The sequence below is a fragment of the Streptomyces sp. NPDC005483 genome (genome assembly GCF_040606035.1).
In the GTDB taxonomy this organism is placed as follows: domain Bacteria; phylum Actinomycetota; class Actinomycetes; order Streptomycetales; family Streptomycetaceae; genus Streptomyces.
The window spans coordinates 45,806-60,313 of the sequence record NZ_JBEXEA010000031.1 but is presented as its reverse complement, the minus strand read 5'-3'; the positions used below and the strand labels follow the sequence as shown (position 1 = coordinate 60,313).

Here is a 14,508-nt window from a genome sequence, read left to right as displayed (position 1 = left end):
GTGGTGTGGACCTCAGCCTATCGAGATCCTTAGGCACTCCCGAATCGCCGTACCCTTGCGGCCATGCGAAACGGCTCCATTCCGGGCACCCGTGGCCGGGTCCGGCCCCTCACGCTGCTCGGCAGCCCCGTCCTGCACGAACCCTGCGGGGAGGTATCGGACTTCGGCCCGGAACTGGCGACGCTCGTGGAGGACCTGTTCGCGACGATGTACGCGCACGAGGGGGTGGGCCTCGCGGCGAACCAAGTCGGCGTCCCCCTGCGCGTGTTCGTCTACGACTGCCCCGACGATGAGGAAGTCCGCCACCTGGGCCACGTGGTCAACCCCCGCCTGGTGGAGACGGACGGCGTGGTGCTCAGGGGCCCGGAGGGCTGCCTGTCCTTGCCGGGCCTGGAAGCGGGAACGGAACGCTACGACCACGCGGTGGTGGAGGGCTTCACGATGACGGGTGAGCCGGTCACGGTCCATGGGACAGGGTTTTTCGCCCGCTGCCTTCAGCACGAGTGCGACCACCTGGAGGGCAAGGTCTACGCGGACCACCTGATGGGCTGGCGCAAGCGAAAGCTGATGCGACAAGTGACCAGATCTTCTTGGCACAGGGGCACCTGACTCACCCAGGGGCGCGGGGAACTGCGCGACCAGCCCCCACCGCGCCGCACCCGAAAGACGACCGTCAGAACCCGGGACCTCCCACCTTGTCCCCCGCCGCAGCCAGCCGCCCCCACAACAGGTCCGCCAGACTCCGCACCAACTCCGCCCGCGGGCAAGGCCGTTCGCCCAGCCACCAGTCACCCGCCGCGTACATCATCCCGACGATCCCATGCCCCCACACCCGAGCCAACAACTGACTCCCGGGCCCGAGATCCAGCCGGTCCTCGATGACCTGCCCCAACTCCTCGCCCATCCTGCGCAGCAAGGGCGCGGAGTGCTGACCGACGTCGAACCCCTGGTCCCCGACCTGGCCCCCCTCGGCGGGGTGCATCAGGAACCGGTACACCTGGGGCCGGGCCTCGATCGCGGCCAGGTACGTGTCCAGGGTGGCCTCGACCCGCTCACGCCGGTCCGCGGGAGCGTCCAGCGCCGCCCGCAGCGAGTCGAGCAGAGCGTCGGTGTGCCGCTTGGCGAGTGCGGCGTACAGTCCTCCCTTGTCACCGAAGTGCCGGTACAGAATCGGCTTGGTGATGCCTGCTTCCGCGGCGATGGCGTTCATCGAGGCATGTGGGCCGTCGCGCAGCACCACTCTGTCCGCGGCCTCCAGCAGCTCGCGTCGGCGGCGGTCGGCGGACCGCTGCTGATCGGTCCGCTGTGTGGTGTCCATGAGCTCTCCCCACCCGTGCTGAATCGGTAACGCCTGCGCAAACTAACACCCGGCAGGCGGTTGACATCGAACAGGCTGCTGACTGGTCATCGGGAGTTGACTTTTCCTACCCGTGGGTAACAGACTCGAGTTACCGCAAGTAACATGCACGTGCGTCGCCGCTGGAGGGGACATGGCCGAGTTCACCATGGAGCTCAACGACGAACAGAAGGAGGTCCGGGACTGGCTGCACGGCTTCGCGGCCGACGTCATCCGCCCCGCGGCCGCCGAATGGGACGAGCGTGAGGAGACTCCCTGGCCGGTCATCCAGGAGGCCGCGAAGGTAGGCATCTACTCCCTCGACTTCTACGCCCAGCAGTACTTCGACCCCACCGGGCTCGGTATCCCGATGGCGATGGAGGAGCTGTTCTGGGGCGACGCGGGCATCGCCCTGTCGATCGTAGGCACCGGTCTCGCCGCCGTGGGCGTTCTCGCCAACGGAACCGAGGAACAGATCGGCACCTGGATCCCCCAGATGTACGGCGACGCCAACGATGTCAAGGTCGCCGCGTTCTGCTCGTCCGAGCCGGACGCCGGTTCCGACGTGGCCTCCATGCGCACGCGTGCCGTGTACGACGAGGCCAAGGACGAGTGGGTGCTCAACGGCACGAAGACCTGGGCGACCAACGGCGGTATCGCCAACGTCCACGTGGTCGTCGCGGTCGTCGACGCGGAACTCGGCTCCAAGGGCCACGCGTCCTTCATCGTGCCGCCGAACACGCCGGGGCTGTCCCAGGGCCAGAAGTTCAAGAAGCACGGCATCCGCGCCTCGCACACGGCCGAGGTCGTGCTGGAGAACGTCCGGGTGCCCGGCTCCTGCCTCCTCGGCGGCAAAGAGAAGCTCGACCAGCGCCTCGCCCGGGCCCGGGAGCGGGCGAAGGCCGGCGGCGAGCGGGTGAAGAACGCGGCGATGGCCACGTTCGAGGCCTCGCGGCCCGCCGTGGGTGCCATGGCCGTGGGCACCGCGCGGGCCGCGTACGAGGTCGCCCTCGACTACGCCAAGACGCGCGAGCAGTTCGGGCGGCCGATCATCGACAACCAGGGCGTGGCCTTCCAGCTCGCGGACATGCGGACCTCCATCGACGCGGCCCGTCTCCTGGTCTGGCGTGCCTCCTGGATGGCGATCAACGGGAAGCAGTTCACCGCCGCCGAGGGCTCGATGTCGAAGCTGTTCGCGAGTGAGACGGCGAAGAAGGTCACGGCGCAGGCGGTCCAGATCCTGGGCGGCAACGGCTACACCCGGGAGTACCCGGTGGAGCGCATGCACCGGGACGCGGCGATCTACACGATCTTCGAAGGCACCAGCGAGATCCAGCGACTGGTCATCGCCCGGACCCTGTCCGGCATGTCCATCCGCTGACGATCCGGGCGGCCGGGAGTACGACGGTCACCGTTTCCGGTGATGCCCGTACCACCTGGTCGCCCGTCGCGGGCGGCACCGAACGGGCAACCCCTAGGGCGCCCCACCGCTACTGTGCGCAATGCATGCCACATCGATCCGGTCGGCAAGCTTCGCCAGCTCGATCGTCAGCGCGGCGACCGTATCCTCGTCCAGCCCCTCCGTCCCGGCCTCGACCAGGTGCAGCCACCGCCCGCCGAGACTGCGGAGCAGCTTGCTCACGTCGGCGGCGGCGACTTGCAGGGTTCCGCGGTCATCGACGATCAGAGGCAGAGTCACTTCGCGGTTCACACCCGGGATGTTAGCCGCGCAACTGTCACGCTCCGTGCCAAACCGTCGTGATGTTGCAGAACTCCCTGATTCCGTGCCCGGACAGCTCACGCCCGTACCCGGACCGCTTCACCCCGCCGAACGGGAACGCCGGATGCGAGGCGGTCATCCCGTTCACGAACACCCCGCCGGCCTCCAGATCCCGTACGAACCGGTCGATCTCGGCCTCGTCCCGGGTCCAGACGTTGGAACTCAGCCCGAACGCCGAGTCGTTGGCGATCAGCACCGCCTCGTCGAGGTCGGCCGCCCGGTACAGCGTGGCCACCGGACCGAAGGTCTCCTCGCGGTGGATGCGCATCTCACGGGTCACGTCGGCGACGACGGTCGGCGGGTAGTACCAGCCGGGCCCGTCGGGCCGCTGCCCGCCGCACAGCACGCTCGCGCCGCTGCGCCTGGCGTCGTCCACCAGTTCCTCCAGGTCGGCCTGCCCCTGCTCGCTCGACAGCGGCCCGACCTCGGTGTCCTCCTCCAGCGGGTCGCCCACCTTGAGGGCCTTCATGCCCGCCACGAACCGCTCGGCGAAACGTTCGTAGACGTCCGTGTGCACGATGAACCGCTTGGCGGCGATACAGGACTGCCCGTTGTTCTGCACGCGCGCGGTCACCGCGATCTCGGCGGCCCGGTCGACGTCCGCGGACGGCATGACGATGTACGGGTCGCTGCCGCCGAGCTCCAGCACGGTCTTCTTCACCATGTCCCCGGCGGTGGAGGCCACGGCCCGCCCCGCGGGCTCACTCCCCGTGAGCGTGGCCGCCTTCACGCGTTCGTCGCGCAGGATGTCGTCGATCGCGCCGGACCCGACGAGCAGGGTCTGGAAACAGCCCTCGGTGTAGCCCGCCTGGTGGAAGAGGTCCTCCAGGAACAGGGCGGTCTGCGGCACGTTCGAGGCGTGCTTGAGCAGGCCCACGTTGCCCGCCATCAGCGCGGGCGCGGCGAAGCGGATCACCTGCCACAGCGGGAAGTTCCACGGCATCACCGCGAGGACGGGCCCGAGCGGCCGGTAACGGACCAGGGCGCGAGAGCCGCCGGAGTCCTTGACGTCGTACTCGGCGGGCTCCTCGTCGGCCAGCAGCGACTCGGCGCGCTCGGCGTACCAGCGCATCGCCTTGGCACACTTGGCGGCCTCCGCGCGGGCCTGCTTGACCGGCTTGCCCATCTCGGTGGTCATGACCCTGGCGATGTCCTGCTGTCCCTCGTCGAGGAGATCCGCGGCCCGGTTCAGCAGACGGGCGCGCTCCGCGAAGGACGTCGTCCGCCAGGTGCGGAACGTCGCCTCGGCGAGCTGGAGCCTGCGCTCGATTTCCTCCTCGCCCATGGCCTGGTACGTCTTGAGCGTCTCGCCGTTCGCCGGGTTCACCGTCGCGATGGGCATGACCGACCTCCTGAAGAGCTGACTGTGCTTCGACCTTCCCGCGCGGCGGGGGCGACCGCAACGCGTGGACGTCAGGCCGGGTGCTCAGCCAGCCGGTCGAGAAACGCGGCCTGCGCCTTGACGATCACGGCCCGGGCCCGGTCCAGGCCGAACCACTCGACGCGGTCCAGCTCCGGGAATTCCTGTGTCCGCCCCGACTTCGGCGGCCACTCCATGGTGAAGACCCCCGGAACCACGGTCGCCGGATCGAGGTCCGCCTCGATCGCCCACACGGTGACGACCTTGCCGTTCGTCTGCCGCACCGCGCCCAGAGGCACGGCCTCCCCGTCGGGCGGCGGCAGCCCGAGCTCCTCCTGGAACTCCCGGCGGGCCGCGTCCCAGGCGGGCTCTTCGGGTTCGTACTCGCCCTTCGGGACGGTCCACGCTCCGGCGTCCCGCCGCGCGAAGAACGGACCGCCCATATGGCCCAGCAACACCTCCAGGCCGTCGCCGGTGTGCTGGAACAACAGCAGGCCCGCGCTCGTCCTCACGGCCTCACCTCGGGATGCGCGGCCAGCAGCGTCTCGACCGTGTCGGCTTCCTCCGGCCGCTTGTCCTCGCGGTAGCGGACCACGCGGGCGAAGCGGAGGGTGACCCCGGCCGGGTAGCGGGTCGACCGCTGGAGGCCGTCGTAGGCGATCTCGACGACGAGTTCGGGCCGTACGGTCACCACGTAACCGCTGCTCTCCACCGCCAGCACCTGGAGTCGCTCGGTCTGCCAGGTGAGCATCGCGTCGGTCATGCCCTTGAAGGTCTTGCCGAGCATGGCGAAGCCGCCGTCCGCCGTGCGGGCGCCGAGGTGCAGGTTGGAGAGCTTGCCGGTGCGGCGCCCGTGGCCCCACTCGGCGGCCAGTACGACCAGGTCGAGGGTGTGCACGGGTTTGACCTTCAGCCAGGAGGCGCCGCGCCGGCCCGCGCTGTAGGGGGCGTCGAGGGACTTCACGACGACGCCCTCGTGACCGCGCCTCAGCGTCTCGGCGAGGAAGTCCTCGGCCGCCGGGATCTCGTCCGTCCCCGACACCAGCGTGCGCCGCACCCGCATCGGTTCGGGCACCAACCGGGCCAGTTCCGCGTGCCGTTCGGCGAAGGGCAGGTCGAGAAGGTCGCGGTCGTCGACGGACAGGGCGTCGAAGAACACGGGGGAGACCGGGACCGCCTCGGCCGCCGTCGTCACGTCCACCCGGGAGCCGACCCGGCCCGCGGTCTCCTGGAAGGAACGCGGACGCCCGTCGCCGTCGAAGGCGATCACCTCGCCGTCCAGGATGAACCGCTCCCCCCGCAACTCCAGTGCGGCAGCCGTCAGTTCCGGCAGCCGGTCGGTGATGTCGTCGAGGGTGCGGGTGTACAGCCGTACGACATCGCCGTCCCGGTGGATCTGCACGCGGATGCCGTCCAGTTTCTCCTCGACCGCGCAGGTGCCGAGCTTCCCGACCGCCTCGGCCACCGAGGAGGCGCTGTGCGCCAGCATCGGCAGGACCGGGCGGCCGACGGTGAGGCGGAAGCGGTCCAGAGCGGGCGGGCCGTCGGTGAGCAGGGCCTCGGCCACCGTCTGCAGCGAGCCCGCGAGCATCACGGCACGGCGTACGTCGGCGGGAGGTGCCTGCGTCGCCTGGGCGAGCCCCTCGGTGGCGACCGCGTCCAGCGCGCCCTGCCGTACCTCGCCGCTGATCAGCCCGAACAGGAACCGCTGCTCTGTCTCGGTGGCCGCGCCCATCAACTCACCGACCAGCCGGGAGCGTTCGGCCTGCGAGCCCGCGCCCGCGACCTTGCCGAGCTCACTGAACAGGGCGTCCACCGCGCGCACGGTCAGGGTCGGCTCGGCGGCCGGGGCGACCGGGCGGCTCAACACCTTCCAGCCGACCCCGAGCCGGCCCTGCGGGAGCCGTCCCGCCAGGTACGGGATGACGATCGGGACGTCGTCCGCCTCGGCGTCGCGGAACAGCTCGGCGAGGAGCGCGATCTTCTTCGAGCGCGCCGAGGTCGCGGCGACGTCCTGGGACACCTGTGCCAGCCGGGCAAGCAACATGCTTCCAGGGTGTACCGGAGGCGGCGGGTCTACACCCCGGCCGCCGCGTCGAGGTCGCTCATCAGCAGCTCACCGTTGATCGTGGCGGCCGCCCGGTACCCGGCACTCGCCGCGTTGACCACCTGCTCGCCGAAGCCGGCCGCGTTGCCCACGGCGTACACGCCGGGCACGGTCGTCTGCCAGGTCCCGTCGACCACGGGGTAGCTGCCGAAGGGCGTCTCCTGGAACGCGGCCCCGAGCCGCTCCAGCAAACCGCTCTGCGGAACGGCCCTGGGCGCGGTGAAGACGACCTCGCGCGCGTGCGTCGTGCCGTCGGCGAGGCGTACGGCGGTGAGCCGGTCGTCGGTCACCACCAGCCCGGCGACCTCGCCCGGCACCACCCGGACGCCGGCCGCGGCCAGCCTGCGCAGGTCGTCGTCCGAGAGCGCGGACTCGGCGACCGTGTGCAGGAACAAGGTCACGTCCTTCGACCACTGGGAGACCATCAGCGCCTGGTGCACGCTGAGCGGGGTCGTGGCGAGCACGCCGAAGGCCTGGTCGCGGACCTCCCAGCCGTGGCAGTAGGGGCAGTGCAGGACGTCCTTGCCGAAGCGCTCGGCGACGCCGGGCACGTCGGGGAGCTCGTCCTTGAGGCCGGTCGCGACGACCAGGCGACGGGCCCGGACCACGCGTCCGCTCGCCAGGGTCACCGCGAAGCCCGGGGCGACCTCGGTCACCCGGTCCCGGACCAGCTCGACGCCGTAGCCCTTGATCTCCTCGCGGCCGATCGCCAGGAACTCGGCGGGCGGCATGCCGTCCCGGGTGAGGAAGCCCTGCATGTGCGCGGCGGGCGCGTTGCGTGGCTCGCCCGCGTCGACGACCAGGGTGCGACGCCGGGCCCGGCCGAGGACCAGGGCGGCGGACAGGCCCGCCGCGCCGCCACCGATCACGATCACTTCGTATGTCTCGTCGTAGGTCTGGGTCATGCCGACACGGTCGCTCCGCGGACGCGGGATTGACAAACGACTTTGCCGATTCTGCAATACGGGGATGAGTACCGACGACGTTCTCGCCGAAGTGGGACCAAGGCTCAGGCGGCTGCGCAAGGACCGGGAGGTGACCCTTGCGTCCCTCTCGGAGACCACCGGCATCTCCGTGAGCACGCTCTCCCGTCTGGAGTCCGGCCTGCGCAAGCCCAGCCTGGAGCTGCTGCTGCCGATCGCCCAGGCCCACCAGGTGCCGCTGGACGAACTCGTCGGCGCCCCGCCGGTCGGCGATCCCCGGGTGCGCTCCGCGCCGCTCGAACGGCACGGGCGCACCTTCTGGCCGCTCACCCGGCAGCCCGGCGGCCTCCAGGCCTTCAAGGTGCTGGTGCCGCAGCGCGAGGAGGAGCCGGAGCTGCGCACCCACGAGGGCTACGAGTGGCTGTACGTGCTGGCCGGCCGGCTGCGCGTGGTGCTGGGCGACCACGACGTGGTGATGACGGCGGGGGAGGCGGCGGAGTTCGACACCCGGGTGCCGCACTGGTTCGGGTCGACGGGGGAGGGGCCGGCGGAGTTCCTCAGTCTCTTCGGCCCGCAGGGGGAGCGCATGCACGTCCGGGCCCGTCCTCGGAAGGCGTGAGGAGCTGAGACAACCGGCCGACGGGCCAGGTAAGTTCACCGGATGGACGAGATATCGCCCCGGGCGCACTTCGCGGCACGGCAGGCCGCCCGGTGACGAGCAGTGACGTGACCAGTTCCCCCGCCGTCGACACCCGTCCGGCGGCGCCCCGGGACTGGCAGGAACGACTTCGCCGGTTCGGCTACACGCCCCGCCCGGAGACGGACCTCCACGAGCGTCTCGTCCCGCGGTTTCCGAAGCGGTCGGTGTGGGACTGGCTGGGGCCGGTTCTCATCGCCGTCCTGGCCGGGGCGATCCGCTTCTGGCACCTCGGCCGGCCGCGGGCCGTGATCTTCGACGAGACCTACTACGCCAAGGACGCCTGGTCCTTGCTGCGGCTCGGCTACGAGGGCACCTGGCCCGACCGCAAGATCGCCGACCCGCAGATCCTCGCCCACCCCCAGATCGTCTCGCTCTCCGACACCGGGGCGTTCGTCGCCCACCCGCCGACGGGCAAGTGGGTGATCGCCCTCGGCGAGTGGATGTTCGGCCTCACCCCGTTCGGCTGGCGCTTCATGACGGCGGCCCTGGGCACCCTGTCGGTGCTCATGCTGTGCCGCGTCGGACGCCGGCTGTTCCGTTCGACCCTGCTGGGCTGCCTGGCCGGCGCGCTGCTCGCGGTGGACGGTCTGCACGTGGTGATGAGCCGCACCGCCCTGCTGGACCTCGTGGTCATGTTCTTCGTCCTGGCGGCGTTCGGCTGCCTGCTGGCCGACCGGGACCACGCCCGGGCCCGGCTCGCGGCCGCGCTGCCGGTCGGCGAGGACGGCCGCGCGCGCCCGGACGGGCACACCGCCGACCACGCCGGAACCGGGCCGCGTCCCTGGCGGCTCGCGGCGGGCGTCTTCCTGGGGCTGGCGGCCTCCACCAAGTGGAACGGCCTGTACGTCCTGGTCTTCTTCGTCGTCCTGACCGTGCTGTGGGACGTCGCCTCCCGCCGCGTGGCCGGTTCCCCCCGCCCCTACCTGGCGGTGCTGAACAGGGATCTCGGCTGGTCCCTCCTGTCCCTGGTGCCGGTGGCCGTGCTGACCTATCTGGCGACCTGGACCGGCTGGTTCCTGTCCGACGACGGCTACGACCGCCACTGGGCCGACGGCCGCGGCGGCGCCTGGTCATGGATCCCCGCCCCGCTGCGCAGCCTGTGGCACTACGAGCAAGGGGTGTACGAGTTCAACGTGGGGCTGCACATCCCGCACAAGTACGAGTCCAACCCCTGGAGTTGGCTGGTGCAGGGCCGCCCCGTGCTGTTCGACTACCAGTCGCCGGAACCCGGCCGGGACGGCTGCAACACGGCGGTCGACTGCTCCCGGACGGTCCTCGCCCTCGGCACCCCGCTCCTGTGGTGGTCGGCGTGCGCCGCCCTGCTCTACCTGCTCTTCCGCTGGGCGCTGCGCCGCGACTGGCGGGCCGGCGCCGTCCTGTGCGCGGTGGGCGCCGGTTACCTGCCCTGGTTCCTGTACCAGGACCGCACGATCTTCTCCTTCTACGCGGTCGTCTTCGTGCCGTACCTGTGCCTGGCCGTGACGATGATGCTGGGCGCGATACTCGGCCCACCGGGAGCAGATCGCCGGCGGCGGACACGGGGCGCGGTGGCCGCGGGCACCCTCGTCCTGCTCATCGCCTGGAACTTCGTCTACTTCTTCCCGCTCTACACCGGGGAGACGATCCCGTACGCCGACTGGCACTCCAGGATGTGGCTGGACACCTGGATCTGAGGGCGGCGGATCCTGATACGTTACGGAGCTTCCGCCGCCCGACGACAAGAGACCGAGCCCAGTGACGACCGTCGCTTACCAAGGTGAACCCGGATCCAACTCGGCGACCGCCGCGCACACCCTGTACCCCGGGTGCGCCGAGCAGCCCTGCACGGGTTTCGAGCAGGCGCTGGACGCGGTGACGCTCGGCACGGCCGACGTCGCGGTGATCCCGGTCGACAACTCCGCCGCGGGCCGGGTGGCGGACGTACACCATCTGCTGCCCGAGTCGGGGCTCTTCATCGTCGCCGAGCACTTCCTCGCCATCCGCTTCGACCTGATGGGCGTGCCCGGGGCGACAGCGGACCAGGTGGAGTGCGTCCGCAGCCATGTGCACGCGCTCGGGCAGTGCCGCAAGGTCCTGCGGGACGGCGGCTGGCGCACCCTCGTCACCGACGACACGGCCGGAGCGGCGCGCGAGGTGGCCGAACTGGGGGATCCGCGGCACGCGGCGCTCGCCCCGCCCGCCGCGGCCGGGCTGTACGGCCTCGACGTGCTCCGCCCCGGGGTCGAGGACGACCCCGACAACACCACCCGTTTCGTCGTCCTGTCCCGGGAGGCCGTCGTGGCCCCGGACACCGGGGAGCCGACGATGACGAGCCTGTTCTTCTCCGTGCGCAACATCCCCAGCGCCCTCTTCAAGGCGCTCGGCGGCTTCGCCACCAGCGGGGTGAACCTCACGAAGATCGAGAGCTACCAGATCGGCGCGGGGCTGAACGCCAGCCGCTTCTACGTCGAGATCGAGGGCCACCCCGACGAGCGGCACGTCGCCCTCGCCCTGCACGAACTGCGGTTCTTCTCCACCGAGGTACGCATCCTCGGTGTCTACCCGGCCCACCCGCACCGGCTGGAGCACTGACACCCTCGCGGTGTCAGGACGCGCCGACGCCGTTCAGCAGGGTGTCGACGACGACGTCCGCCGCCCGCGCCGGGCTCAGCCGGGGCAGTTGCCGTGAGACCAGGTGCATGAGCTGGGGGAGGAGCGCGCCGGCCCACCCGTCCGGGAGGCCGGGCCGTAGGAGCCCCTCGTCGGTGGCGCGTCGCAGGAACAGTTCGACCTCGGCGATGCCGGCGTCGCGGCGCGCGTGGACCGAGTCGTCGGCGAGCATGCGGGTGAGGTCGACGGGCCAGGTGCGGTTGACGGTGATGATGTTCTCGACATACCGGTGCAGCGCGACGGTGACCGGCGCCTCCCGCAGCCGCGCGTCCTCGATGGCCCGCTCGATGGCGGTCAGCCGGGCTTCGTAGACGGCGGCGAGCAGTTCCTCGCGGGAGGCGAAGCGCCGGTAGACGGTGCGCCGGTCCACGCCCGCCTCGGCGGCGATGGCGGCGATGCTCACACCCGGGTCGGCCGCGAGCATGCGTGCACCAGTGGTCAGAACGGCTTCCAGATTGCGCGCGGCGTCGGCTCTCATCGCGCCGAGTCTAGCGGGCGCTTGCGGAACCTGACCCGTCTAATGCCTCCCTTGAATGGCTTATCTATCACTAGATGCATCTTTGCTGTGGAGCTAAATGCATCAAGTGCTACAGTGAAGTGACAGTTCAAGATCTGGTGTGGCCGAAGCCTTCGAGGGAGAAAAACGCGTGATCACCTATGACCGGCTCTTCATCGGCGGTGCCTGGGTCGAGCCGAGCGACCCGGAACCGCTCGACATCCCCTCGCCCCACGACCGGTCGGTGATCGGCCGTGCGGTACAGGCGCGGCCGGCCGATGTGGACCGGGCGGTCGCCGCGGCACGTGAGTCGTTCGACGCGGGTGTGTGGCACCTGACCCCGCCGGCCGAGCGGATCGCGGTTCTACGACGGTTCAACGCGCTGCGCGAGGAGAACGCCGAGCACGTCGCGCAGCTGATCTCGCGGGAGAACGGTTCCGCGACCTGGTTCACCCGAGCCGGCCAGCCCGGCCTGACACGGCAGGCGAATGCCTACCTGAAGGCGGCGGAGGAGTTCGGCTGGGAGGAGACGCTCGTACCCTCCGACCCGGAGTCCCCGGTGCGCAGCGTGGTGCGCCGTGAGGCGGTCGGCGTCGTGGCCGCCGTGATTCCGTGGAACTCGCCCTTCTCCTCGGCCACTTCGAAGATCATTCCCGCCCTGCTCGCCGGCAACTCCGTGATCCTCAAGGTGTCTCCGGAGAACTCGCTCAGCATGGGCTTCCTGGCCGAGCTGCTGGAGCGGGTCGGCCTGCCCGAGGGCGTGATCAGCGTCCTGCCCGCCGACCGCGAGACCAGTGAGCACCTGGTGTCCCACCCGGACGTCGACAAGATCGCCTTCACCGGGTCGACGCGGGCCGGCCGCCGTATCGCCGCGATCGCGGGCGAGCAGCTCAAGCGGGTCAGCCTGGAGCTGGGCGGCAAGTCCGCCGCGATCATCCTGCCGGACGCCGACGTCGACAGGGCCGTGGCAGGCCTTAAGTTCGGCTCCCTGCTCAACAACGGCGAGTCCTGCATCGCCCAGACCCGCGTCCTGGCCCCCCGTGACCGGTACGAGGAGGTCGTGGCCGCGCTGAAGGACCTGGTGGAGTCGCTGAAGGTCGGCGACCCGAGCGATCCCGGCACCTTCATCGGCCCGATGATCCGCCCCGACCAGCAGGAGCGGGTGCGCGCCTATGTCCGGCTCGGCATCGAGGAGGGTGCCCGCCTGGTCACCGGCGGCCCGCACGTCCCCGAGGGCCTGGAGAAGGGCAACTACGTCACCCCGACCGTCTTCGCCGACGTCGACAACTCCATGCGCATCGCACAGGAGGAGATCTTCGGTCCGGTCCTGGTGGTCATCGCCTACGAGGACGAGGACGAGGCCGTGCGCATCGCCAACGACTCGGAGTACGGCCTGTCCGGCGGTGTCTGGTCCGCCGACGAGGCCCACGCCCTGGCGGTGGCCCGCCGCATCCGCACCGGCACGGTCACGGTCAACGGCGCGTCCGTGGCCTTCGACGGCCCGTTCGGCGGCTTCAAGTCGAGCGGGATCGGCCGGGAGTACGGGGCGGTCGGCCTCGGCGCCTACACCGAGTACAAGACCATCACCGTCTGACTCCAGGGCCCCCGCGCAGGATTGCGTCACCGTCTTGACAGGTGATGTGTGAGGCGTGCACGCTGGTGCTCGTCCAGGCCAATGGGCCGGGCGCGGTCCATGAAGGGGAGAACGGTCATGCGCAAGGACCTCACCGCGGATGTCGACACCGCAACGCGCCAGGCACGCTTCGGCAGGCTCCCGGAACGCATCCGCTTCGAGGACATGACCGAAGAGGTGGAGGCCGCCCCCGGCGGCGGGGCGAACGCCTCGTACGACCCCGAGGGCAACTGGAAGTACTACTCCTGCCTGGCGCTTGACCTGGGGCTGTAGGGGGTGCGTCCCACTGCCGGGCGGAGGGGGCCGCGCTCCCTCCGCCCGGCAGTACCGCGCGGAAGCGTCGGCACTGGCCGGCCCGCGCGCCGACACGACCGAGGGGCACGCGCATCGCGCGTGCCCCTCGGTCGCTGCTCCTGGCCGGTGACGAGGAGACCGGTCACCCCGACCGCAGGGGGCCCGCGAACGACCTGCGCAGGGATCCGGGGGCGGCCACCGGCAGCAGCGCGGCCAGCATCCTGCCCTTGAGGGTGCTCGGTTGCCGGGTCAGTTCGACGTCGACCCGGGTGCCCGTGCCCTCCGGGGTCATCCGGAAGACCCAGCCGCCGCCGGCCCCGAAGAGCTTGGAGTCGAGCGTGGTGATCGTGACCCTGTCGCCGCTCGGCTCCCACTCGTAGCGAGCCCGCTCCCAGGCGGCGGCGGTGCCCTCGGTGACCTCCGCCCAGGTGTCACCGAGTTCGTGCACCGTGAAGTGCTCGGCGTCGATCGTGGGCCAGATCTCGGCGCGCGCGGGGCTGAAGTCGGTCAGCACCTCCAGCACGTCCTTCGGACCGAGCGTGGAGACGAGACGGAACCGTACGACTGCCATGGGTTTCCTCACCAAGAAGTAACTGCTCTGACCGGTGACGAAAATCTCCCACGAGGGCTCGTCACCTGTCAAGGTGGTTACTTCTGGAGTTTCAGCCCTGGTGCTCGGCCTGGAACATCCAGCTCTGCTTCTCCAGGTCGGCGGTGAGACCGATCAGCAGGTCCTGGGTCACGGCGTCCGCCGGGCCGGTCTGCTCGATGCGTTCCCGCACGCGTTCGACGACCGCGGAGAAGGTCCGCACCAGCGCGCCGACGGCGTCCACGTCCTTCGTCCAACCGGGTGAGAACTCAGGTACTCCGCTGGTGGCCGCGATGGTGGAGGCCCGTCCGTCCGGGCTGACCCCCAGTGCCGCGGCGCGTTCGGCCACCGTGTCGGCGTACTCGCGGGCGGTCGTGACCACCTCGTCGAGCTGGAGGTGGATGGATCGGAAGCGCGGCCCGTACAGGTTCCAGTGCGCCTGCTTCGCGACCAGGGAGAGGTCGAGCAGATCGACCAAGGTGGCCTGGAGGGCGCTTCCGGCGATCTCACGTTCCTTCTCCGGCAGCGGGCTGTTGATGATCGTCATGTGCGCGGGTCCTTTCCGGGGGTCGTCGGCGTCCGCCCCTGCCACCCTGTTCAGGCCGCGCCGGGTCGCGCAACCGCTGCGCGACCCTCCTCGG

The 14,508-nt window shown here is 70.6% G+C and carries 16 protein-coding genes; 7 read left to right on the top strand and 9 right to left on the bottom strand.

What is annotated here, in order from left to right; translation table 11 throughout:
- Window positions 1–63: 63 nt before the first annotated feature.
- Window positions 64–609 carry a peptide deformylase gene (gene def, locus ABZT06_RS39510; protein WP_355752363.1) on the top strand — a complete coding sequence of 182 codons (546 nt, stop codon included), beginning with the start codon at window positions 64–66 and terminating at the stop codon, window positions 607–609.
- 64 nt (window positions 610–673) lie between these two features.
- Here the strand turns inward: def and ABZT06_RS39505 are convergent, their stop codons facing one another.
- The gene (locus ABZT06_RS39505) at window positions 674–1,318 is read right to left on the bottom strand and encodes a TetR family transcriptional regulator (protein WP_355752361.1); all 645 of its coding nucleotides are present in this window, start codon (window positions 1,316–1,318) and stop codon (window positions 674–676) included.
- Window positions 1,319–1,490: 172 nt separating this feature from the next.
- Here ABZT06_RS39505 and ABZT06_RS39500 point away from each other — a divergent pair, with 172 nt between their 5' ends.
- Window positions 1,491–2,717, top strand: coding sequence for an acyl-CoA dehydrogenase family protein (locus ABZT06_RS39500; protein WP_355752359.1), 1,227 nt, complete (start codon window positions 1,491–1,493; stop codon window positions 2,715–2,717).
- Window positions 2,718–2,810: 93 nt separating this feature from the next.
- Here the strand turns inward: ABZT06_RS39500 and ABZT06_RS39495 are convergent, their stop codons facing one another.
- The 5 genes from ABZT06_RS39495 to ABZT06_RS39475 form a co-directional block, all read right to left on the bottom strand.
- On the bottom strand, window positions 2,811–3,047 hold the full coding sequence (locus ABZT06_RS39495; protein WP_355752358.1) for a DUF6213 family protein: 237 nt from the start codon (window positions 3,045–3,047) through the stop codon (window positions 2,811–2,813).
- Between the two features lie 25 nt (window positions 3,048–3,072).
- Complete coding sequence (locus ABZT06_RS39490) at window positions 3,073–4,458, bottom strand: NADP-dependent succinic semialdehyde dehydrogenase (RefSeq protein ID WP_355752356.1); 1,386 nt, start codon at window positions 4,456–4,458, stop codon at window positions 3,073–3,075.
- Window positions 4,459–4,529: 71 nt separating this feature from the next.
- Complete coding sequence (locus ABZT06_RS39485; RefSeq protein WP_355752355.1) at window positions 4,530–4,988, bottom strand: NUDIX domain-containing protein; 459 nt, start codon at window positions 4,986–4,988, stop codon at window positions 4,530–4,532.
- Window positions 4,985–6,523 (bottom strand): ATP-dependent DNA ligase, encoded by a 1,539-nt coding sequence (locus ABZT06_RS39480; RefSeq protein WP_355752353.1) that lies wholly within the window; start codon window positions 6,521–6,523, stop codon window positions 4,985–4,987. The genes ABZT06_RS39485 and ABZT06_RS39480 overlap by 4 nt, the downstream gene beginning before the upstream one ends.
- A gap of 29 nt (window positions 6,524–6,552) precedes the next feature.
- Window positions 6,553–7,488: an NAD(P)/FAD-dependent oxidoreductase gene (locus ABZT06_RS39475; protein ID WP_355752351.1), complete on the bottom strand. Its 936-nt coding sequence runs from the start codon at window positions 7,486–7,488 to the stop codon at window positions 6,553–6,555.
- Between the two features lie 64 nt (window positions 7,489–7,552).
- Here ABZT06_RS39475 and ABZT06_RS39470 point away from each other — a divergent pair, with 64 nt between their 5' ends.
- From ABZT06_RS39470 to ABZT06_RS39460, 3 genes are all read left to right on the top strand, one after another.
- Window positions 7,553–8,125 (top strand): XRE family transcriptional regulator, encoded by a 573-nt coding sequence (locus ABZT06_RS39470; RefSeq protein WP_355752349.1) that lies wholly within the window; start codon window positions 7,553–7,555, stop codon window positions 8,123–8,125.
- Window positions 8,126–8,217: 92 nt separating this feature from the next.
- Entirely contained in the window at window positions 8,218–9,879 is a 1,662-nt protein-coding gene (locus ABZT06_RS39465; RefSeq protein WP_355752347.1) for a phospholipid carrier-dependent glycosyltransferase, read from the top strand.
- A gap of 61 nt (window positions 9,880–9,940) precedes the next feature.
- On the top strand, window positions 9,941–10,777 hold the full coding sequence (locus tag ABZT06_RS39460) for a prephenate dehydratase (protein WP_355752346.1): 837 nt from the start codon (window positions 9,941–9,943) through the stop codon (window positions 10,775–10,777).
- 13 nt (window positions 10,778–10,790) lie between these two features.
- On the opposite strand, the gene ABZT06_RS39455 is transcribed toward ABZT06_RS39460, so the two are convergent.
- On the bottom strand, window positions 10,791–11,279 hold the full coding sequence (locus ABZT06_RS39455) for a helix-turn-helix domain-containing protein (protein WP_355752430.1): 489 nt from the start codon (window positions 11,277–11,279) through the stop codon (window positions 10,791–10,793).
- Between the two features lie 223 nt (window positions 11,280–11,502).
- Here ABZT06_RS39455 and ABZT06_RS39450 point away from each other — a divergent pair, with 223 nt between their 5' ends.
- Together ABZT06_RS39450 and ABZT06_RS39445 are read left to right on the top strand one after the other, a co-directional pair.
- Entirely contained in the window at window positions 11,503–12,945 is a 1,443-nt protein-coding gene (locus ABZT06_RS39450; protein WP_355752345.1) for an aldehyde dehydrogenase, read from the top strand.
- Window positions 12,946–13,062: 117 nt separating this feature from the next.
- On the top strand, window positions 13,063–13,257 hold the full coding sequence (locus ABZT06_RS39445) for a hypothetical protein (RefSeq protein ID WP_355752343.1): 195 nt from the start codon (window positions 13,063–13,065) through the stop codon (window positions 13,255–13,257).
- A 163-nt stretch (window positions 13,258–13,420) separates the two neighbouring features.
- On the opposite strand, the gene ABZT06_RS39440 is transcribed toward ABZT06_RS39445, so the two are convergent.
- Together ABZT06_RS39440 and ABZT06_RS39435 are read right to left on the bottom strand one after the other, a co-directional pair.
- Window positions 13,421–13,849 (bottom strand): hypothetical protein, encoded by a 429-nt coding sequence (locus tag ABZT06_RS39440; RefSeq protein ID WP_355752341.1) that lies wholly within the window; start codon window positions 13,847–13,849, stop codon window positions 13,421–13,423.
- Window positions 13,850–13,940: 91 nt separating this feature from the next.
- Complete coding sequence (locus tag ABZT06_RS39435) at window positions 13,941–14,414, bottom strand: DNA starvation/stationary phase protection protein (protein ID WP_355752339.1); 474 nt, start codon at window positions 14,412–14,414, stop codon at window positions 13,941–13,943.
- Window positions 14,415–14,508 lie beyond the last annotated feature (94 nt).

Coding starts and splice junctions, on each gene's coding strand:
- def (WP_355752363.1), top strand. CDS start 64: ATGCGAAACGGCTCCATTCCGGGCACCCGTGGCCGGGTCCGGCCCCTC.
- ABZT06_RS39505 (WP_355752361.1), bottom strand. CDS start 1,318: ATGGACACCACACAGCGGACCGATCAGCAGCGGTCCGCCGACCGCCGC.
- ABZT06_RS39500 (WP_355752359.1), top strand. CDS start 1,491: ATGGCCGAGTTCACCATGGAGCTCAACGACGAACAGAAGGAGGTCCGG.
- ABZT06_RS39490 (WP_355752356.1), bottom strand. CDS start 4,458: ATGCCCATCGCGACGGTGAACCCGGCGAACGGCGAGACGCTCAAGACG.
- ABZT06_RS39480 (WP_355752353.1), bottom strand. CDS start 6,523: ATGTTGCTTGCCCGGCTGGCACAGGTGTCCCAGGACGTCGCCGCGACC.
- ABZT06_RS39475 (WP_355752351.1), bottom strand. CDS start 7,488: ATGACCCAGACCTACGACGAGACATACGAAGTGATCGTGATCGGTGGC.
- ABZT06_RS39470 (WP_355752349.1), top strand. CDS start 7,553: ATGAGTACCGACGACGTTCTCGCCGAAGTGGGACCAAGGCTCAGGCGG.
- ABZT06_RS39455 (WP_355752430.1), bottom strand. CDS start 11,279: ATGCTCGCGGCCGACCCGGGTGTGAGCATCGCCGCCATCGCCGCCGAG.
- ABZT06_RS39445 (WP_355752343.1), top strand. CDS start 13,063: ATGCGCAAGGACCTCACCGCGGATGTCGACACCGCAACGCGCCAGGCA.
- ABZT06_RS39440 (WP_355752341.1), bottom strand. CDS start 13,849: ATGGCAGTCGTACGGTTCCGTCTCGTCTCCACGCTCGGTCCGAAGGAC.
- ABZT06_RS39435 (WP_355752339.1), bottom strand. CDS start 14,414: ATGACGATCATCAACAGCCCGCTGCCGGAGAAGGAACGTGAGATCGCC.